Origin of the sequence: Streptomyces sp. NPDC020490, assembly GCF_044335305.1 — a bacterium.
Lineage (GTDB): Bacteria > Actinomycetota > Actinomycetes > Streptomycetales > Streptomycetaceae > Streptomyces.
The window spans coordinates 116,855-139,694 of the sequence record NZ_JBIRUY010000003.1; the positions used below are offsets into that span (position 1 = coordinate 116,855).

Annotated in this window: 3 protein-coding genes; all 3 read left to right on the top strand. The window is 74.2% G+C overall.

All coding sequences use genetic code 11. The features are described 5' to 3' along the window. Window positions 1-34 precede the first annotated feature (34 nt). Genes ACH4ZX_RS05525 through ACH4ZX_RS05535 form a run of 3 tightly spaced genes read left to right on the top strand, consistent with a single transcriptional unit; the run spans window position 35 to window position 22,806 of the window. Window positions 35-460, top strand: a complete 426-nt coding sequence (locus ACH4ZX_RS05525; protein WP_398268389.1) for a YbaB/EbfC family nucleoid-associated protein — start codon at window positions 35-37, stop codon at window positions 458-460. Beyond that, window positions 453-806, top strand: a complete 354-nt coding sequence (locus ACH4ZX_RS05530) for a hypothetical protein (protein WP_398267893.1) — start codon at window positions 453-455, stop codon at window positions 804-806. The genes ACH4ZX_RS05525 and ACH4ZX_RS05530 overlap by 8 nt, the downstream gene beginning before the upstream one ends. Before the next feature lie 19 nt (window positions 807-825). Next, window positions 826-22,806, top strand: a complete 21,981-nt coding sequence (locus ACH4ZX_RS05535) for an EndoU domain-containing protein (protein ID WP_398267896.1) — start codon at window positions 826-828, stop codon at window positions 22,804-22,806. Window positions 22,807-22,840: the final 34 nt, after the last annotated feature.

Below are 22,840 nucleotides of genomic sequence, written 5' to 3' on the forward strand. Positions count from 1 at the left end.
GGTGGCGTCGATCGAGCAGCGGCTGGCCGAGGCGATGGCCGAACTCGAGGCCACCCAGGAGGCGGTGGCCAGGGCGGAGGCGGAACTGCGGGAGGCCTCCTGCACGGTGCGCTCCCGGGACCGCGCCGTCGAGGTCACGGTCGGCCACCAGGGTGAGCTGACGGGACTGCGGTTCCTGGACGGCAAGTACCGGACCATGACCGCCGGTGAGCTCGCCGGCAGCGTCCTGGAGGCCGCGGAGCGCGCCCGGACGCAGATGGCCCGGCAGGTGATGGAGACGTTCGAGCCCTTCACCCGGCCGAGCGACGCGGTACCGGAGATGACGGGGATGGACGTCGACTGGCGCGCGATCTTCGGCCCCGCCGTCCTGGAGGACGGGACGGAACGGCCGGGTCACCGGGCGTCCGACCGGCTGCGCGACGAGATCCACGAGGACGCGGAGGACGAGCACGGTGTCTGACGTGAGCGGCGGCTACACCGCCAACGCGGAGGAGGTCCGCAGGGCGGCCGAACTCATCAACAAGATCGCCGCCATGTCCGGTTCCATCGTCTCCGACTTCGCCGACGGCGCGGCCGCGACGAGCGGCTGGGAGGGCGACGACGACTACGGCAAGTCCCTGCGCCCGAACCTGGAGGCGGAGCGTACGTCGACGCTGGACACCGGCAGGGCGGTGGCCAAGGCGATCGAGGCCGCCTCCCACGGCAGCCTCGAGAACGCCCGGAACATCCTGCAGACGCAGGACGCGAACCTCGGCGCGATCCACCAGGCGAAGAACAACACCGTCAGCACGACCACCCGGCACTAGCGGAAAGAAACGATCCAGCGTGGCGATCCAGGCCTCGAACTCCGTCAACAACATGCTCTTCGTCCTCATCGGCGAGAAGCTGATCCAGGCGAACGAGGACCTGGCGCGGGGGAGCCACGCCCCCTACCGCAGGCTGGCCAGGAACCTGGAGGAACTGTCCGACCTGATCGAGAAGTCGATCGGCAGCGCCGCCCGGGCGCTGCCGCCCCAGGCCGGGCAGAACTACGTGCGCGCGATGCGCATGTTCGTGGACGAGGGCGGGACCGCTCATCTCAAGCAGTTCTCCAAGCAGCTGGACGACATCGCCGACGGCCGGGTCCGGACCTCGTACCAGATCATGGAGACCAAGTGGCAGATCATCGCCGAGGTGATCCGCCTGATGGCCGAACTGTTCGTGGTCTTCGCCCTGTCGGTGTTCAGCGGCGGGGCCGCGGCCGGCCGTGCGGCCGTGGCCAGGGCCCGCAGCCGCGTCGTGATCCTCACGCTCATGGAGACCCTCCTGCGGCGCACGCACATGATGCCCGTCCTCAGTGAGGCGCTGGAGGAGGCGTTCCAGTCGTTCGCGGTCCGGCTGGGCATGATCGCGCTGACCTCCGGCGAGTTCGCCCCCAAGGACTTCGACTGGAAGGCGATCGCCGCGGACGGCGTCATCGGCGGTATCGCGGGCGCCTTCATGGCCCCGATCGCCAAGGGGGGCCAGAAAGCCTTCGACGCGGTGAAGAAGAGCTTCAAGGGAAGCAAGACGGTCAAGAACGTCGCCGACGACGTCCTGCCCAAGGTCGGCGCGAAGACGCCCCCCACAGCGGTCAACCACCTGCCGGACCGGAAGAAGGGCTCCGGGGCCTGGGTGCCGACGCCTCCGCCGGGACAGCACCTGTCCGGCGGGAGCCAGGCCCTCGGCGAGGCCGGCGCGGAGTCCGTGGCCGAGTTCCTGGGCGGCGGCCTCATGTACGGCAACTGGTCAACGTCCTGGTCGTCGTTCGTCGGGGCGGGCCTGAGCAACAGGTCCGAGCACGTGCTGCACACCGGTGCCGTGGGCTCGGGTACGTGGATCAACAGCAAGTTCTCCGGCTCCCAGCCCGTCGGGCCGGTCAACGGGCCCGACGCCGGGCTCGACGCCGGGGGCGAGGACGAGCAGGGCACCGTCCCCGGGTCCCCGCTGGGCGGTACGCCCGCACGCACCGGCGGCGGATCTGGCTCCGGGTCCGGCTCCGGGTCCGGCTCCGGGTCCGACCCGGCGTCGGCCGTGCCGACCGTCGGCGCCGACTTGACGAACCCGGGTCACATCGACCCAGCGGTCCCTTCCGTCCAGGTCGGAGGCCCCGGGACCCTCGGCTCCGTCGGGGTGCCCGCGGGCGGCGTTCCCCAGGGCACCGCGCCCGGATCCCCCACACCGGGGACCACCACACCCGGTACGGCGTCGCCCCAGCCGGGTACAGCGTCCCCGCAGCCCGGTTCGGCGTCCCCGCAGCCCGGCACGACCGGCGGGACCGGCGGGACCGGCGGGAACCGGACACCGGCCGCGGGCGGCGCGGGCACGCAGCCCGGCACCGGATCCGACGAGGACACCGAGGGCACGCCGACGCACGTCACCGGACCCGCCGACAGCGCCGAGGACACGCCCACACCCGTCACCGGGCCCGACGGTGCCACTCCGGTCGCCCCGGCCGCGACGCCGTCCGGCGACGCGGCCCCCGGCCCCGATGCCGCCTCCCCCACGGCTCCGGCCGCCGCGCCGCACAGCACCGCGCCGGCCCCTCGGCCCGCTACGGTGACGGAACCGGCGGCGCCGCGCCCGGTCCGAGGCACCGCCGGTTCCGCCACCGATCCCGTAGTGACGGACGACGCCCCCACCACCGGGGACGACACGGCCACCGACGACACGCACACCGAACCGGCGCAGACCGAACCGGCGCAGACCGTCGGGCAGACCCCTGCCGACCCCGACGGCACCACCACACCCGCACCCGTCACCACCCAGGCCGCCACTCCGACCACCCCCATCGGCACACAGGGCCCCTCCGGCGTCCCCACCGCCGTGCCCACGACGGCCCCCGACCGCACCGCAAGCACCGCCCCGGCCGCCGCTGCCAACCCCACGCCCGCACCACCACGCCGGACCCCGCCCACCACCACCGACTCCGACTCCACGGCGAACGACCCGACGGCGACCGACCACCCCTCCACCGCGGACGACACCGTCACCGACGACACGCGCGCCGAACCGGTACGCACCGTCGGGCAGACCCCGGCCGACCCGCACGCCACCACACCCGAACCCGTCACCACCGAGACCGAGTCGGCCGACCAGGTCCACGACCCGGTCCCGGCTCCAGCCCGGGTCTCCACCGTCTCCGGCGGCGGCACCCCGGCCGCGAGCGGCTCCGCCTCCGAGGTCTCACCCGTCAGCGGGCGGACCGTGCCCACCACGCCGACGGCCGACGTGGCGCCGGCGGTGGACTACCACATGGTGAGCGGCGACGACTTCGACCTCTTCCCCTACCCGGAGAGCCGCGAGGGCGAGCAGGTCTGGCGGTTCTCGAACCTGCCGCCGGAGCAGGTGTTCCGGGAGGGGTTCCACCCGGACGACCCGGCCAACGTCGTGCCCGTCATGGACTGGGTGACCGAGAATCCGCCCGCGCAGTTCGTGGCCACCACCCGCAACCGCGAGCTCTGGTACGGCGACCGCCGCTACCGCTACCAGATCGACACCGCCCGCAACGCGGACCCCACCGGCGTCGACGTCGATGCGACGCTCGGCATGAACATCGGCGAACAGGAGATCGCGTTCACCGGCCCGATCGCCGGGCCTGCGGTCGTCAGCGTCTTCGACCGCGAACTGCACCGCACCGGCACCTGGAACACCGCCACCGAATCGGTCGACTGGACCACCGGTGAACTGCTGGCGTCGGGCGAGGTGGACACCGAGCGCTGGATACCCTTCGGAGGCGACGGGAACCCCGAGGCGTTCACCTTCACCCCCGCCACGCCCGGCACCCGCACGGTCAGCCGCCTCGTCGACGGCGAACTCGTCGAGTTCGACGCACCGTGGCAGGTGAGCCGCCCACAGGGATCGGGCGAGCGGACACAGGCCGGCTACACGTGGGCCCACTACCGCGGCGCCACCCCCATACAGGACACCATCCACCTCAGCCGCCGGATCCACCTGGCCGCCCAGGACGCCTCCCCCGAACAGCTCACCGCCCTGCACAACGGCCTGCGCACAGCCCTGGACGACCTGGTCAACCGACGCGACTACCGTCTGCCCGCCCTCCAGCCCGACCGGATCACCGGCCCCGCCCTGCCCGGTCCGCTGCTGCGCGTGGACGTGCGCTTCGTCGACTCCCCGGCCGACGCCGACTCCGTAGTCACCGTCCACGACGGCCTGCCCACCACCGGGCAGTCCATGGTCCAGAGCGCCTGGTACACCGGCGTCCACCCCGCCGCCTACGTCCACGAGATCGTGCACGGCCTCGGCGTCATCGACGACAACCCCGACCCCCGCGTCCTCCTCACCCCCGGCGGGCGCGGCGAACAACACCTCACCGAAGGCCAGTCCAGCCTCATGGACACCTTCACCGACCCCGCACGACAGGACTTCGTCCTCACCACCGACCACCTCCGGCAGATCGCCGACGTCCTCAGTCCACATCTGCACCGGAGCGCGAAGGGGACCGGGGCCGCTCCGGAACTCCCGGTCACCCAGGAGGCGGTCGCACCGTCCACCGAGCCGGAGGTCGTCTCCGAGCCGGTGGACGGGGAAGCGGCGCGGCACCCAGGCCCCGACGGGCTGCCGGCGGTGAACTACGCCATGGTCCCGGACCCGCGCCAGTTCGTCGTCGAGGTCCGCGGGGAACGCCTGTTCAGGTTCTCGGGCAAGGCGCCGGAAGTGGTGTTCGAGAACGGATTCTCCGCCGACACCTCCGAAGCCGGTCCGACGCTGATGAGGTACGCGCAGCTGAACGGCCCCGCTCCCTTCGTGTCCACAACGCGCGACATCGACCTGTGGTTCAACCAGCGCCGCTACCGCTACGAGATCGATTCGAGCCGCAACCCGGACCCGGTGGGCATCGACCTGAACGCCACCCTGGAGGCGGAGCGCCTGGGCGGTTTCGTCGCAATTCACCAGATGTCACCCTTTCCGCACGAACAGGAAGTCACCTTCACGAACGCGGTCGCACCGATGGCGATCGCGAGCGTCTACGACCGGGAGCACAGGCGCACGGGTTTCTGGAACCCGAACGCCAGACACGTCGAGTGGCTGCCGGGCGACCGTCACTCCCCGGTCCCGGTGGATACGTCCCTCCTCGACCCGGATGACCGTTCCTACGTGGTCACCAGCGCCATCGGGGAACGCCTGTGGCGGTTCTCCGACGAGGCGGAGAACCCGGAGCTGGTCCTGCGGGACGGATTCCGGGCCGCCGGCTCCGACGAGGCGCCACGGCTGGTGGACTGGGTGGAAGGGGACCGGTCTGCTCACTTCGTCCTGACCACGCGGAATCACGCACCGGGCCGCGGCACACAGCGCTACCGCTACGAGATCGACCCGACGTGGAACTCCGTACCCGTTGGGGTGGATGTCGCCGCCACCATTCGCAGGCAGCAGCAGGCGGGAGTGGTCCCGGCCGAGTGGACCCACCCCCGGCTGGCGGATGAGGTGGTCTTCCCCGACAGCATCGACTCCTGGGCCGTCCTCAGCGTCTATGACACGGTCGAGAACCGCACCGGCCGGTACGACCCGGACACGGACACCGTCGAGTGGACCGACGGGCAGCACCAGCAGGTGCAGAAGGGGCGGGTGCAGCAGCTGCTCGACGACCTGATGGGTTCTCTGCAGGCCATCTGGGAGGCGGTGCGCACCCGGGGCCGGGCCGCCCTCCAGTGGTTCACGGGGCTGCTCGCGGCCGTGCGCGAGCGTCTCCACGGGCTGACGCGCCCCCACGCCGTGGCGGCCTCGGGCGACGGGCCGGAACAGACCGACGGGCCGTCGCCGTCCCCGTCGGCGGGGCAATCGCCCGCCCCGGCTGCCGGCACCCCGCGTCCGACGGCCGCGGAGGACACGGGACCGGAGACGGCCGCCGACGGGCACACCGCACCGGTCGCCGGTCCCACGCCGGACGACCAGGAGACGCTGCCGGAGGGTCCCCGGCCCGAGACCGAGAGCCGGAACGCCGGCACCGCCGTGCCCGGTCCGCCGGCGGCCACGGGATCCACTCCCGTGGCGACCACGGAATCCACTCCCCTTGCGACGGCGACGAACGACCCCGACGTCGCGCCCGCTGTCGACTACCGGCTCACCGGGGACGGCACCCGGGCGGCGGACGGACAGCGCGGGGACGATGCCGTTCCCCAGGACGACGGACGCGACGGGTCCGCACGGGAGGACACCGCCCAGGCCGGGCGCGAGAGCGCCGTCACGGCCGCACCGCCTGCTGAACTCACCCGCGCGCGGGCCGCGTTCGAACAGCGCGTCGGGGCCCACCACCACGCCGATCCGGCGGCGCTCGCGGCCGCGCGCTCGGCCGTCGTGCGGCTGCGCGAGGTGCTGCACGCCGCCTACCCGTCTCCCCGGTACAGCGCCGAGGTCGTCGACTCGTCGTTCTTCACGACCGACCCGACCAGCGCGGGGCAGACGGTCCTGGCCGCGGCGACCTCCAGCACGGACGCCCTCGACCGCCTGGTCGCCGAGGGATCGGTGCGCGAGCTGATGACGGCGTTCTTCAACGCCGCCGGGAAGAAGGCGCTGTACGAGAGGGACGCGGAGGTTCCCTCGCTGACCGCCGTGCTGCGGTCGGTTCTGAGCCCCGGTGACGTTTCCTCCGCCACCCACACCGGCATGCCGCTGGCCGACCGGCTGGGTCTCGACCGCGACGCGCTGGAGACCTATGCCCGGTTCGTGCACAACGGTGCCCGGCACGAACTCCAGGAGTCGCTCGAGGCGGATCCCGAACTGCGCGGGCAGGCCTACCTGTTCGACGCGTCGGACCCCTTCGCCCTGGGCAGCCTGGCCGCCCACAGCACGACGGGCGCGGCCAAGGACCCCTGGGAGATGGTCCGCAGCCAGATGTCACGTGTCGCACGGCCGGCCTCGGAGCAGGAGACCGGACCGGCGAAGAAGACCCCCCGCGATTACACCTACCTCGGCGCCCGCCTGACGGACGGTGAGCGGACCTTCCTGAGCCGGAACGAGCGGCCGCTGTCCCTGGTCGGCTTCGACATCGAGGAGGTCCCTCTCGACACCCTCACCTTCGACCCGCTCACGGACGACCCCGACGTCACCGGCGTCCTGTCCCGCCCGGACGTCACCGCGGTCGAGATCCAGCGGGCCGCCGCGCCGGCGGACACGACGGCGGACCACGATCCCGGCGTACCTTCGGCGCAGCCGCGTCCTCCGGTGGAGCGGGTCTTCGCCGTCGTACGGAAACCCGTCACGGTCGAGGCACTCCGCGCCGGCGATCTGAAGGACGCCGACGAGCAAGGGCCGGAACTGCCCCTGAGCTGGGTCGAGGGGATCGCCTACTGGACCCTGGACGAGCGGTCCCGGTGGTACCGGCGCTGGCACGACGGGCAGGGGATGCCGCTGATCGCCGGCGTCTCCGGTACGACGCTGCGCATGCTCAGGGCCTTCCAGTGGCTGAACGTCCCGGCCACGAGCGCCGTCGACTTCCGCAAGGCCCTGATGGGCTGGATGCTCCCCGGCCAGGACCACTCGCTGTTCGAGATCGTGCGTGCCTCGCACCTTGCCGACGTCTCCTCGCCGCAGGAGGAGGCGGCGCTGGGCGCGGGCGTCACCGGCCTCTACACGATTCCCGGAGTCGTTCCCGCCGGGCTGGTCCCGCCCGGTGCCGGGGCGGCGACCGGGCCCGGCGATGTCCCGCCCACCGTGAGCATGGACATGGCGCACCCCGAGGACCGCCCCAACCTGCGCACCGCGGAGGGCGAGCAGGTGTGGCGGTTCTCCGGCGAGGACCCGGAGACGGTGTTCCGCGACGGCTTCCGCTCCGACGGACCCGTCGAGACCGGGCCCGCAGGGCAGGGTTCCGCCCGTCCGGGACAGCGGTCCGCTCCGTCGTCCCCGGCTGCCTCGTCCGCTGAGGCACCGGCAGGCAGCGAGGGGCCCACGGATACGGCGGACGCCTCCGGCACGGCCCAGGCCGGGGAGGACACCGACGGGGAGGACACCGCCGGGCAGGAAGCGGCCGCGGAGGAAGCGGAGACGCCGCGGGAGCGGTCGCTGCGCGCCATGGGACCGGCCGGGGACTGGGTGCTCAGGCGGGAGGCGGCCGGAGCGCACGAGGTGGAACGTCTGGAGGTGGGGCCCCCGGAGACGTCTCCCGACGGTAAAGTCCCGCGGCCCTGGGTGGGCGCGCTCGGTGGGGCGCTCGACATCAGGAGGTTCGAGGCGCGCCGGTACCGGCTGCCCTCGGGCGAGTTCGCGACCAGCGCGGTGGTCCGCGTATATCTGCAGAGGTCCTTCGGAGGCTCCTCCTTCGCCTCCGACGAGCAGTTGGAACGTCTGCGGGAGTCGGCCCGGGCAGGCGTCGACGCGATGTGGAACACCGGCCACCGGCTGCCCGACGGGGACGTCTTCCGGCTCGACCTGGAGTTCGTCGCCGATCCCGGCACCGCCCATCACACGGTCACCGTGTACGGCCACCTGGAGCGCGCGAACCACCTGGAGTGGGGAGCGAACACCAGGCCGCGCACCATCGCGCACGAGGTGGGGCACCTGCTGGGCCTGGAGGACGAGTACCGGGAGAGCGACGAGTACGGCCGGCGCGCCGTGTACCTCGACGGAACGCTGATGGGGGCGAGCCACATCGACCCCACAGGACGCTTCCTCGTGGACACCGACCTCATGTCCGAGGCCCGGCACTCGGGCCGGGGCGCGCAGCGGATCCCTCCCCGTCATCTGCGGCAGCTCGGTGCGGGCATCGAGCAGGCCCGGGAGCGGTGGGCCCGGGACAAGGCCTCGCTGGAGGGCACGCTCCACGACTGGGAAACCCCGGAACCCCCGGCCCGGGCCGAGGGGGCCGGGGACGACGCGACGCCGGACACGGCGGCCGTCCCCGGCGGTGCGGACCGGAGCAGGGCGGATCAGGACAGGTACCTGTTCCGGCCGGCTTCGCCGCCGGCCCGGGCGCGGTTCTCGCCGGATGTCCTGCGCGCGGTGCTGCACGGGGAGTCGCGTCCCGGACGCGGTGGCCGTCTGGCCCCGGGCGCCGGGTCGTCCCGCCCGAGGCCTCTCGTGCTGGACGGCACCACCCGTCCCAACGGCACCTACCGGGCCGAGTACCCGGGGGACGGCCCCTCGGGTGCCGAGGACCGCTGGCTTCCCGACGCCGGTGACCTGGCCGGGGTCCACCGGGAGCGCGGGCTGATGATGTTCCCCGCGCACTGGACGGAGGAGGACGCGGTCTACGCGGCCGAGCAGGCCTACCTCCACGCCCTGCGGGAGGGGGCCGTCCGGCCCGCCCCAGGCCGCGGCGCCACCCAGGTGTGGACCGGTGAGTACGCGGGCGTGCGGATCGAGGGAGACCTCGTCGGAGGCGTCTTCACCGGTTTCCGGCCCAGTGACGACCAGCCCGGCACGCCCGCCCCGGCCTACGCGCCGCCGGTGCCGCCCGGCACGCCGCAGAACGGCCCCCTCTTCGGGCAGCGGGTCGAGGACCTGGTCCGCTACGGCGACCGCCGCACCCTCAGCGGCGCCCACCACGCGCCCAAGGTCGACGAGACCCGGTACGGCCTGCTGATCGGCCCCGGTCAGGAGAACGGCAACGGCACCTACCAGGCCGAGGTCCGGTTCCTCGACCCCTCCGTGTCTCCGCACGACGCCGAGGGCGCGGCGGACACGAGCAACTGGCGCCCGCACCGGGACGGCGACCAGCACGTGATGTTCCCCGCCGACTGGGCGTCGCACGAGGTGCTGGACGCCGTCTCGGCCGCCCACGACACGGCCGTGGCGCGGGGCATGTCGAGGCCGGTCGACGACCGCGGCACCTATCACTGGGTCGGCACGGCCCAGGGGGTGCGGGTCGAGGGGCTGGTGCGTGACGGCCGGCATCTCGTGTTCCGGCCCACCGCGGTGCAGCCGTACCCGCGCTGGCCCGGCCGCGCGCCGGTCGGCGAGGCCCTGGACTCCGCTTCGGTTTCCGGTGCCGGGCGGTCCCTGCCGCTCGATGTCCGGCACGTGCTGTTGGACAACGGGCAGCAGGGCGTCGAGCTGGCGATCCGGTTCCACCTGGCCGCCGCGCCCGGCACCGACACCGCTCGGCTGGACTCCCTTTTCGACAGCCTGCGGAGGTCCACGGCCTCCTCCTACGCCCGGGCGTGGCGGAGGTCCGGGAGCGACGGCCCCCTGCTGCGGTTCGACCTCGTCCGGGTCGACAGTGCGGAGGAGGCACACCACTCCCTCCAGGTGGGTTCCGAGAACGTGGACGGCTTCTCACAGCAGCTCATGGAGCTCGTACCGGCATCGGCCGATCTGCGGCGACTCGCGGTCGACCTGCTGGACGACGGGGCGCCGGGCGCCGACCGGTGGCGGCTGCCGGCCGACACCGATCCGGAACTCGGACAGGAGGAACTGCGGCACGCCCTCGACGTGGCCGACCCCTTCGGCCGTCCCTCCACCCTGCATGAACCCGATCCCATGGAGCGGGGCGACTGGCCGTCGCCCCCCGTCCGGGAGGACCAGAGCGTGTCGGAGCCGGGCCGGCCCGGCTCCGACACGGCACAGGGCTGGCCCGGCTTCGACACGACACAGGGCTGGCCCGGCTCGGACACGGCACAGGGCTGGCCCGGCTCGGACACGGCACAGGGCTGGCCCGGCTCGGACACGGCACAGGGCTGGCCCGGCTTCGACTCGACGCAGGGCTGGCCCGGCCTGGTCACAGAACCCGGCTGGCCCAGCTCCGACACCGCGCAGGGCTGGCCCGGCTCGCAAGCGACGCAAGGCTGGCCCGGCTTCGACACGACACCGGGTTGGCCCGGCCTGGACCCGGAACCCGGCTGGCCCGGCTCGCAAGCCGCGCAAGACCGGCCCGGCTTCGACACGACACAGGGCTGGCCCGGCTTCGACACGGAATCCGGCTGGCCCGGCCTGGACACGAGCCGGCCCGGCGACGACAGCCCGCGCGGCAACGAGGGCACACCCGGCCTCAACGCGGGACGGATCTGGCGCTCCGGCGCGCGCTCGGCCCCCGTCGAGGGCGCACCGAGCGCGGCAGAGGACGCGGGAGACGCCGGGGACGCCGGGCCCGGGTTCGCCGGCGGTGTCGAGATCGGCCGTGCTGTGGTCACTCCGCCCCGCGAGCAGACGACGACCCTGGCCCCCTACATCACGCCCGCCCCGATCAGGCATTTCGAGGCGCGCCGGTACCGGCTGCCCGGCGGGGACTTCGGTACCAGCGCGGTGGTGCGTGTCTTCCTCGACCCCGCGGACGGCACGTCCGTGACCGAGCAGCAGAGGAACGAGGTCGCCCGGCGGGCGCAGCAGGGCGTCGACGCCCGTTACAACCGCGGCTCCCGTCTTCCCAACGGAGACCGGTTCCGGGTCTTCCTCGACTTCGTCGGGACCGCCGAGGAAGCACACCAGCACATCACGCTGCACCCCGAGATCAACCGGGTGGATGCCCTGAACTGGGCGCTCGACACCGATTCCGACGTACTGGCCCACGAGGTGGGACACCTGCTGGGCCTGCACGACGAGTACCGCGAGGTGGACGCCGGCCGGCGCCCGGTCTACGCGGACGGGGCGCTGATGGACGGCCCCGCGGGGGTGGACGAGTGGGGGCGTCCCGACCTGGACCTGGCGCACCCGCGTGAGGGCACGGCCGTCGGCCGCTGGTGGATTCCGCCGCGCCACCTGCGGCAGATCGGAGCGGCCGTGGAGAGGGCCCTCGCGGCCACCGGAGGACACGCCGCCGGCGATCCGTCCGCCGCCACGGAGACCGCGCCGACCGGAGAGGACGAGCTGCCGGAGCGTGCGCACTTCTCCCTCGAGGTCCGGCAGCTCGTGCTGCACGGAGACCTGCGACTGGACACGGGCGGTCATCTCCCGCCCAGCGGCATGTCGGAGCGGCCGGCCCCGGTCGTGGTGGAGGGGACGCTCAACCCGAACGGCACCCACCGCGCGGAGTACCCGGACGCCCCCGGGACCCGTCCCCGGCCGGCGAGCGGCGTCTCGCCGTACCTCGACGTCGCGGACCCGGCCGGCACCCCGCGGCGGCCGGGGGCCGGACACATGATGTTCCCCGCGCACTGGACGGAGGACGACGCCGTCTACGCCGCCGAGCAGGCGTATCTCGACGCCCGGCGGCGCGGCGGGGTCCACCGTGCTCCGGGCCGGCCGGGCAGCCATGTCTGGGTGGGTGAGTACGCCGGAGTGCGTATCGAGGGAGAGCTGCGCCACGGCGTCTTCACCGGGTTCCGCCCCTCGGACAGCCAGCCCGACGGGCCTGCCCCCGGCTACGTACCGCCGCCGGTCTCCGGCTCGCGGAACGGACCCGCCTTCGGGCAGCGGGTCGAGGACCTGTCCAGGTACGGCGACCGGCGCACCCGGACCGGCGTCCACCACAGGCCCGCGCAGGGCCTCGACCTGAATGGCCTCCGGATCGAGGACGGCCCACGGCAGGAGAACGGCACCTACCGGGCCACCGTCTGGTTCCTCGACCCCACCGTGCGTCCCGGCGACCCGCGGGCGGCCGTACCGTCCCGCTGGCGTATGCACTCGGACGGACCCGACCACGTCATGTTCCCCTCCGCGTGGAGACCCCGGCAGGTGCTGGACGCCGTGGCCAGGGCGCACGACGCGGCCGTGGCGACGGAGACGCGGAGGGAGCTGGAGGACGGCCGGACCTACCACTGGGTGGGCGAGGCCGACGGAGTCCGCATCGAGGGACTGGTCCGGGACGGGCGGCACGTCGCCTACCGGCCCACGCCCGTGCAGCCCCGCCTGAGGTGGCCCCGGCCCAATCCGGTCGCCGAGACGGCCTCCGTCCCTGCGGTCGTCTCCCGCGACGGGAGCGAGACGCGGTTCTCCGTCCAGCGGGTGCGGTACTCCGACGGTGCCCAGGAACACAACCTGTCCGCACGGCTCCATCTGGCTCCGGAGCCCGGTGTTCCGGCGCCCCTGCTCAACGCTCTGTGGACGTACATGGAGAAGGTCGCCGACAGGTACAACGACCTGTACTCGAGGATGACCCAGGCACCGGCGGTCCGGCTGTCGCTGCTGCGTGCGGACACCCCGGAGGGAGCCGATCACGTCCTGCGAGTGGCAGCCGACGGACTCGGGCAGCTGCTGGACGGGCTGCCGGGGCTCCTGGGCCTGCCGCAGACAGCCGCCGACCTCACCGCTCTGGTCCAGGACCTGGACCAGGTCGCGCCGGCCACGGCGTGGTCGCCACTCGGCGGCACCGAGCCGGCTACGGAACAACCGGTGGGCGAGACGGCCGCGGTGACCGTCTCCCTGCCCCGCGGCGGACGGACCGTCGACGCCGACGTCCGTCACGTGCTGTTCGCCAACGGGCAGCGCGGCCTCGACCTCACGGTCCGGATCCACCTGGACCCGGCGCACGGCACCGAGCCGACCGTGGCGGACCGGCTCTGGGACCGCATGCGCGCGGCCGTCGCCCGCGCCTACGGCGGCATCCGGCGGGCGGATCAGGCTCCGCTGGTCCGTGTGTCGTTGGCCCGCGTGGACAGCCCGCAGGACGCGCACCACGTGGTCCCGGTGGGGCTGGAGGGGGGCCCGTCGGCCGCGGACGACCTGCCCGGGCTCCTCGGTCTGCCCACGGCAGCCGGGGAGTTGGCGGGCGTCGTCCGGGCTCTGGATGCCGCCGCGCCGCCGTCCACCGAGTGGCTGCCGTCGGACGGCGCCGACCCGGCGCGGGCGCGGACCGCCCTCGCGCGAGCCCTGGAACTGGCCGACCCGTTCGGCGGGGAGAGGACGCTCCGTGAGACCGGCACCGCGGCGAACGGCACGCCGGGCGCGCGGGTCCCCACGTACATGCAGACCGAGATCGACGGGGTGCTGGCGAACGTCTTCGCTGCCGGGGCGCCGCTCACCGCGCACGACGAGGCGGGCTTCCCCGCCGGGTGGTCCCGCGAGGACGTGCGCTACGCCGCGTACATGGTCTCGAGGACCACGGACCCGCAGGCGGCCGTGCCCGACCCCGCGCACCCGGGGCGAACGAGGGTCCGCGGCTCGTTCGCCGGGGTGGAGATCGACGTCCTGTCCGAGAACGGCAGGATCGTCGACGTCCGTCCGGTTCCGGCAGCGGCGGAACCGGCCCGGAACGGCGAAGCCGGGCCGGACGCCCAGCAGCCGGAGGAGCAGGAGGCACCGGGTCCGGACGAGGAGACCGCGGCGCCCTCCACGGAGGCCGGCGGCCCGGCCGGGGAGACCGCCGCGGGTGCCGATGACGCGTCCGGCGGGACGCGGCACGCCACCGATGACGCCTCGGACCCGGACCCGGCATCCGCCGGGGTGGACCCGTCCGAGGCCCGGCGTCCGGCGGAGGACCGTCCGCCCCGCAACGACCCGTCGGACGGCACTCGGCGACAGCATCCCACCGCGCCCTTCAGCAGCGTCCTCAAACTCCTGTGGGCGAAGGAGCAGCAGAACCGGAACCCCTCTGCCGCCTGGGAGGCGTTGGCCGACGCGTTCAGCGACGGTGAGGTCGGGGTGAGCCCGGAAACGGTGCGCGACTGGCGGGACGGCAGGTCCTCCCCGGACCAGGCGATGCGCGAGCGGATCGCCGCGTACGCCGAACGCGTCATCCCCGAGGAACTCCACACCTACCGGACCACCCTGTCCCACCTGACCGAGCTGGTCCGCGCACTGGAGTCACAGACGGCCGTGGCCGGGCGACTGGGTGTGACCCGCCAGACGGTGGGGTTCTGGCTGGACGGCACGCGCATGCCGGACGCCGTTTCCGCCCTCAAGATCAACAACCTGCACCAGCAATTGCCGGCTCCCGATGAGGAGGTGTTGTCCGGAGGACGGCAGGAGGAGCCGTCCGGCGGTGTCGTCGCGGCCGATGCATCCCTCCAGCCACCGGCAGGCGGGTCCGTGAGCACACCGGACGCACAGCCGGAGGAGCACGAACCGGAGGACGGCGCCGCACCAGAGCCGAGCGCTGACGAGGAGCAGTCGGGAGCCGGCGACGAGGCCAGTCAGCCGCAAGCCGGCGACGAGGCCGGTCAGCCGGAACCGGAGGCCCACGACGCCGCCGCCCCGCGCGAGCGGACGCCGGGCCCCTCCCGTATCGAGACGCAACTCGACACGCACCGCCCGCCCCGCGTGGACCGCGCGATGCCGGCGCCGTCCGCCGAGGACGGACGGGTGGTCTTCACCGACGGCAGCCGGCTGCCCGAGTACCTGACGTCCGGATACGGCGAGGGGGACGACCGGTCCCGCAGCTACGGCCACAGCCGGGTCGCCCTGCGCGGTGCCGACCTGGTGGTGGCGGAGATCGCCGGGCGTCTCGGCGGACCGAACGCCGAGCCCGGCCTGCGCGCGGCGCTCGACGACCTGCGCCGGGCCATGGACGCCAGGCCGCAGGCGTTCACCGGTGACGGATACGAGTCACCGGCGTTCGGCGACGGGACCAGGACGGCGCTGCGGGTGGTCACCCGTCCGCACGGCAACTGGGAGCGGTTCACCGACGTCCACGCCACCCCCGTCAAGATCGACGCCGCCCACCGCAGCCAGACCGGCGACGGCCGGACCGGCGTGGGTGGCAGCAAGGCGAAGGCCGGGCTGGGCCTGACGGTCGGCCCGCCGTCGGGAGTGGCCGGGTTCGGCCGCGTCAACTTCTCGCTGGGCGTCGCCGAGTCCCACGAGCACGCCCTGCAGGACCAGACGCTCAGCCAGGTGGAGAGCCGGGCGGCGGAGAGCTCGCACCTGCACCTGGACGACGTGCGCTACGAGGTCTCCGTCGTCGGTGCGGCCGCGGACCCCCCGGCGGGGCAGAACCAGTTCGCCTTCTCGGTGCGCAACGGACTGACCGTGCGGCTCGCCGACAGCGCCACCTCCCCCGCCGAGCCGGGGCGGGTGCCGCAGCGGATGACGCTGGACGAGCACGCCGACTACCGGCTGGTGCACACGGAGGGCTTCGGACCGATCAGGCCGTTGCGGGACCGGCTCGTGGCGGAGATCGGCGCGGAGCCCGGCACCGCGGCCCACGCGTACCTCTCCGCCTTCTTCGGCGCGGAGTACTTCCAGCGGGCCGCCGACCGGCTGGCCAGGGGCGGCGTCGCCACGGAGGTGCTGTTCGGCGAGGACGGCGCACCGCTCGGCGCGTTCACCGTGGAGCGGGTCGAGCCCGGGGAGGCCGTCCTGCTCACCGAGAGCCAGGTCTTCGAGATGCGCAACACGCTCCAGCAGACCGCCAGGAACGAACGGACGTTCTCCCGCTCGGCCACCCTGGGCGTCGAGGTCACCGTCGGCCCCAGCGCGGAACTGGGGATCCTCGGGAAGGCCATGGCCGGAGGCGTCATCGGCCGGGAGCACACGGTCACGGACAGCAGCGCGTTCGGCGGCTCGGGCGCCCACAAGGTCGTAGGCCGGGCGAAGAACGTGCCCACCGTCCTGTACCACGTCCGCAAGACCGTCCACGTGCGGCGGAGCGGCAGCGCGGAGACCGTCCGGTTCGAGACCTGGAGCCTGGACCGGATGACCCACACCGAGGCCCGCCGGCTGGCCGGCTGGGACGACGGCACCACCCTGCGCGCCCGGCACGGCAACGAGCCCCGCCCCCCGGCGTACCTGACCGGCGACCGCCCCGCCCTGCTGGGCATGAGCAGGCCCGAGGAGTTCCGCTGGGAGGACGGTGAGGTCCCGGCGGGCGCGTCGAAGGGCTGGCTGGAGACCTTCGCCGACCAGGTGGTCCGGGCGGCCGCGGAGCGGTATCCGGGCGTCCTGGCACCCCTGGAGGAGTTCACCGATCCGGCCGACGCCCGCTGGCGCGACCGGGAGCACTTCGTCATGGCACTGCAGAACACCCTGCGGGTGCGCAACGCCCTGTCCCACCACAGCGTCGCCGGCAACCTCGGGGTGATCACCACCACCGGGCTGACCATCCCGCTGGACGTTCCGCGCGCCACCTGGACCCGCTCGCGGCTCACCCTCCGCGTCGGCGGCGAGCTGACGCAGCGGCGCTACGAGGGGACCCAGAACGACCTGATCCTGCGCACCAGCGCCCCGGGCACCGAGCGGCTGGACGGCTCCTCCGCGGTGAACGACACCACGAGCTGGGGCCTGGAGGCACGGAGCGGGGTCACGGACCACGCCACCGTCTCGGGCCGCGCGATCTGGGGGCGCAGCCGGGGCCGCGGCACGCAGTACGGGGCGAGCGTGTCCTTCGAACCGCTGGCCGCCAGCGCCCGCCCGTCCCACCTGCACAGCTACCGGCTGAGCCTGACGGTGGCCGTCGAGGGCTTCGCCCGCTACCGCTCGGTGCCGAGAGCGCTGTCGCTGGGCGCCCTCGGCGCGCGGCCCCAGGAGAGCCGGGACCTGATCGGGGGCGAGGCGGGTACGCCGTTCACCGGCCGCGTCGTACTGGCCGTGCCGGACGAGCACACGCTCCCCGCCCTGGACTCCGTACCGGAGGACCGGGCGGTGGAGGAACCCGCGCCCGTCACGCACGGTTCCGACTCCGTCGGGGAGAGCCGGCCGTCGGACGCCGGCACCGAGCCCGCGGCGGACGAGCAGACGGCGGCGGACGCGGAGTCGGCGGCGGACGCGGAGTCGGCGGCGGACGCGGAGTCGGCGGCGGACGCGGAGACCGCCCCGGACGCCGACTCGACACCGGACGCGGAGACCGCCCCGGACGCCGACTCGACACCGGACGCGGAGACCGCCCCGGACGCCGACTCGACACCGGACGCGGAGACCGCCCCGGACGCCGACTCGACACCGGACGCGGAGACCGCCCCTGCCGTCGGCTCGACGCCGGACGCGGAGTCGGCGGCGGACGCCGAATCGGTCGTCCCCTCGCAGGAGTTGAGCCAGGCGCGGGCGCGCGCCCTGCTGGACGGCGTACCGGACCTCGGTGAGGAGGCGGCGGGCGAGGCACGGGAGTGGGACGTGTTCCGCGGCCACGCCCATCAAACCGTCAGCGTGGGCTCGCCCCTGGCGCTCGCCGGTGCCGCCCAGGACCTCATGGCAGGGCTGTCCGGCGGCGCCTGGCACTTCACGCGGACCGGGGCCGTCCCGCACGACGCCATGGTGCGGCTCTTCCAGTCGCACGCCCTCACCAGCGGCTTCGACCAGGCGTCCGGTCCGGCCGGCTCCCGGGCGACGTTCTTCGCCGAGGGCCTGCTGCGGCACCGCGTGGCCGAACTGGTGCACCAGGTCCGGGTCCAGGACCTGCGCGTGATCTCCAAGCCCGCCAAGATGGGCACCGAGCTCGCCATCGGCAGCGACCTGAACATCGCGGGGTCGGTCACCACGGGCAGCAGCTTCGCGCTGGCCCTGACCGCAGGCGGCAAGTACGGCACGCGCCCGGGCGGCACCGAACTCACCTCGACGCACGGCCTGCGCTACGGCCGGGGCAGCTCGCGCACCGAGACCACCAGCGTGATCCGTACGGTCACCTCGGACGCCAACGCCGACGACGGCGGCCACAAGGTCCTGGTGGCCGGTGACACCCGGCACGACATCGCGGGTGCCGTCCGCCTCGAGGGGCTGCTCCGCCCGGTGCTCACGCCCTTCCACCGCGGCGGTCCGGCCGGCGTCCGGCTCATCCTCCCGGACAGCTACCTCGGCCACCTCGGGGAGAAGACGGCCCACCGGCTCGGACTGCTCCGGGACGGCCTGGGCACGGTGCCGCTGTACACGGCGCACGAGTGGACCGCCACCACGTGGTGGCACGACCACCCGTTCGGCTCGTACCCCGTCAACGCCCTTGACGCCACTCAGGTGCTGGCCGGGTTCGACCGGCAGCTGCGGGCCTGGCAGGTCGGGGACGCGGACCGGGAGCGGGTGCGCTCCCTGGTGACCCCCCGCGCCCTGCGGGCCCTGCGGGAGCAGATGACCAGCGGCGGCAGCACGGGACGTACCCGGGTCGGCCGCTGGATCATGGGAGTCCGCCTCGGCAGCCGCATGGGCAGCCTCCGCGTCGAACTGGTCGCCGAGGAGTCGCGGTTCGACGGCCTCGACCACGGTGTGAACATCGAGGACACCCGCGTCGCGACCGTGACGGAGTCGCGCGGCGGCTCGACGGGCAGGTCCAGGGCCTACGGGATCGGCATCAACGAGACCGTGCTGACGGTCCCGTCGAAGCGGGACCCGCGGCCGGGCGAACTCGCGTCGGTTCCGGCGACGTTCGACGGGTCGGTCGTCACCTCCGAGCAGACGTCGAGCGGCCTCTCCCGCACGCAGACCCGGACGCAGCGGTTCTACGCCCGCGAACCGCACGCCCAGTACCGCACCGGATACCGGCTCCGGCTGACGCTGGACACCGGGCAGGGCACGACGATCCACGAGGAGAACACGGTCGGGACGCTGCGCGAGTACGTACCGCTCAGCATGACCGCCCCGGCCCGGCAGTCGGCGCCGACGGACGACCCGCTCGGTCCGCCCGCCGTGGCCCGGCCGCCGCGGACCGTCACCCGGTGGACGCCCGGCGCCACCGTGGGCGAGGTCGAAACCTGGCGGTCCACCGGGCTCCCGGACGGCACCCGCGGCCCCTTCCGGCCGCCCGTCGTCGGCTGGATGGTGCGCAGGGTCGTGGGCCTGGACATCCTGCGGCAGGCCGCCACCCTGGCACTGGGCGAGGCGTACGGGACTTCCGTGGCCCCCGACGGCGACGGTCCGCGCGAGCTTTCCGGGGCGGAACTGGACGCGGCCGCGGAGCGTGCGTCCCGTACCGGGCTCACCCGCCCCGGTACCGCGGCGGCGCTCGCGCTCGACAACGCGACCCGGGACGCCGCGCTGGCGGCCTTCTTCGAGGAGAGCGGCACCGCCGAGGGCTACACGGTCCCCGGCCTGAACGCGGAGGGGAGCGCGCACGGCGACTTCCGTCTCTACTCCAGGCCGGACCTGGGCCGGGCCACCCTGCTCGCAGTGGTGCCGGAGAGCACGATGGAGATCGCGGAGCGGGACACGGGCGCCGCGAGCCAGGCCCGGTCCCGCACCAGCGGATACGACTCCGGCGTCGGCGCGATGGCGTCGGTGGCCGCGAAGACCGTCGGGTCGGTCGTGCCCTCCGGGAACCTCGCGGGACCCAACGTCTCCGCCACCGACCGCTGGACGCGGGGCACCGCGGACGGCGCCCAGCTCACCGAGAAGCCGGCCGGCCGGAGTTTCGTGTTCGCGGTGCCGACCGACTGGCTCGGCGTCGCCGAGGTGGAGCGCTCCCGTCATCTGTTCGGCCGGGTCCGCCGCGTCCGGGCCGTCGAGGCACGGACGCAGCTGATCACGGTGGTGCACGAGGACACGGCCCGCGAGCTGGGCCTGATCGACGACGCGAACTTCCCGTCCCGGGTCGCGGACGCCTGGACCCAGGTCACCAAGGCGTCCAAGGCCTGGATCGCCGCCGACGAGGCCTACTGGAAGAAGCGCCGCACGCTCGCCGACCAGCCGGAGACGATGCCGGGACAGGCCGGCGGCGACCCGGTGGACGTGGTGAAGCAGCAGCTCCTGCAGCCCCTCCTCGACGAGGCCGAGGCCGCCGCCGCGGAGTTCCACCGGGTCCGGGCCGCGGCGGACCGGCTCACCCGCTGGCACCAGCTGCCCGCGGAGCCGGTACGGTCCGGTGAACCGGAGCGGCGACAGGGCCTCACCGAGCCCCCGCCGGTGGTGTACCGGGCGCCCCGGCCGGCCGGTGAGGGCCCCGGTGCGCCGGCCGCCCGCTTCACCTCACCCGACGGGATGCCGGACCGGCTGGTTTCGCCCGAGGGCGTCTTCTACACGGTCCATGACGTCCCCGCCGACGGCGACGGGTTCTTCCACGCCCTGGCCGAAGGGGTGTACCACGCCTCCCCGGAGGAGTTCGGGCACTGGGCGACGGCGGCGGACCGTCAGGAGATCGTGCGCGACCTGCGGGGCCGGCTCGCCGACGAGCTGGACGACTCGCGCGACGACGACGATCTGCTGCACTTCACGTCTCCCGACACGAAGGACAGGTTCGACGACGCGGAACTGCGGGAGAGCGGGGTGGCCTTCGCGCCGGAATCGCCCGAACGCCGCGAGTTCGAGGCCTCGGGCCACATGCCGCTGCACGCCGAGCTGCCCGCCGGACAGCGCGCCGCCCTCGCACGGGCGCAGCTGCTGCGTTCCGGTGACGCGGCGAAGGACGCGGGCTGGGACCACGGCGCGGCCGACCTGCTGCCCGCGCTGGCCGCGCGGCACTTCGGGGCGCGGATCACGGTCGTCCGCGAGGACGGCACCTTCCAGGACTTCACGCCGCCGCCGTCCGGGGCGCCGGCCGCAGCGGACGCGGAGCGGGAGGAACTGCCGCGCGTCGTACTCCAGTTGAAGGACCGGCACTACCGGCCGGCGCTCCCCGCCGGAGAGGACCCGCGCACGCCCGCGCTGCCCGCGCCGTCGCCCGCGCCGTCACCCGCAGCGGACACCGTCCCCGAGGCCGTCGCGCCCCAGGCGGGCCGGCCGCCGCGGCCCGCGCACGGCTCCGTGCCGTGGACGGCGGGCTCCGGCGCCTGGCGCCCCGTCTTCACGCCGGGGCGGGCGCCGTCGCTGACCGGCCCGGACGGCACGGTCCACACCCTCGTCGCACCCGAGGGCGACGGCAACGGCTTCTGGTCCTCCGTCGCCGACGGCCTGCCGGGACTCACCGGCGAGGAACACGCTCTGCTGCCGGCCCGCCCCGAGGGCACCCCGGGCGCGATCGCCGGGAACGGGGTCTGGGACGACGCCACCGAGCAGGAGGCGGCACGGTACGCGGCAGACGTGCTCGGCGCCGACGTCACCGTGGTCGGAGAGGACGGCACCGTCCGCACCCGCGCCACCGGCGACCGAGCGGACGGGCGCTCGGTGGTCCTGTACCGCAGAGGCGGGGAGTACCTGCTGGCCCGACCGGACCGCGGGACCGGCGACGGTTCCCCGGCCGCGCGGCGCCACGGGACCGGTCACGCCGTCGGGTCCGACAACGGGTCCGAGGCCGCACGCGACTCGGCGGACGCCGCCGCGCTGGACGGGGCGGCGGAGGGTTCCGCTGCCACTCGGCCGGACGGCGACGCCACCGACACCGGACCCGGCGCGCGGACCCCGGACGCCCCCTCCGAAGCCGAAGCAGCCCCGGAGGCCATGGCCGCTTCCGAGCCCGCCCCCATGCCCGAAGCCACGACCGTCCCCGAAGCCGTGACAACCCCCGAAGCCATGGAGGCCCCGGAAGCCACCACGACCGCCGAAGCCGCAGACACCACCCAGGCCGAAGCAGCGCCCCAGACCACGGCGGCCTCCGAGGCCAAGCCCGTCCCCCAAGCCACCACAGCCCCCGAAGCCATGGAGGTCCCCGAAGTCGCGGAGGTCTTCCCGGTCAGCGTCGGCTCCGAAGCCACGGACGTCCACCGGAGCGCGGACCTCACGCAAGCCGCGAACGGCTCCGGCGGAAGCTCCTCCGCGCCGGAGCCCGACGCCGGGCTGGACGTCGCCGCGGAGCTCCGTGCGCTGCTCGGCTCCCCCGAGCTGCTGGCCACACCCGTGGGGCAGCACGACGTGGAGGGGCTGGCGTACGCGCCCAAGGCCGCGGCCTTCTGGCAACTCTCGCCAGGACAGCAGCGGCTTGACGAGCTCGGGCTCGGTCCGGAGGCTCTCGAACGCCTGCTGCGCCGTAACCCTGCTCTCTTCCCCCCTGAAATACAGGCCGCCTACACCCGGTTGAGCGCCCGCCGACAGCCCGGGGCGTCTCACCGGGACGGACCGGCGGACCCGGTCGAGCCAGCTGCCACACCGTCAGCCGTCTCCACACCGGCAGCCGCTGCCGCGGCGTCAGCGCAGGCGCCCGCCACCGCAGCTCCCCCAGCAGGCGCCTGACGGCACCTCGGCCACAGGATCGCCCTCGCCCTGC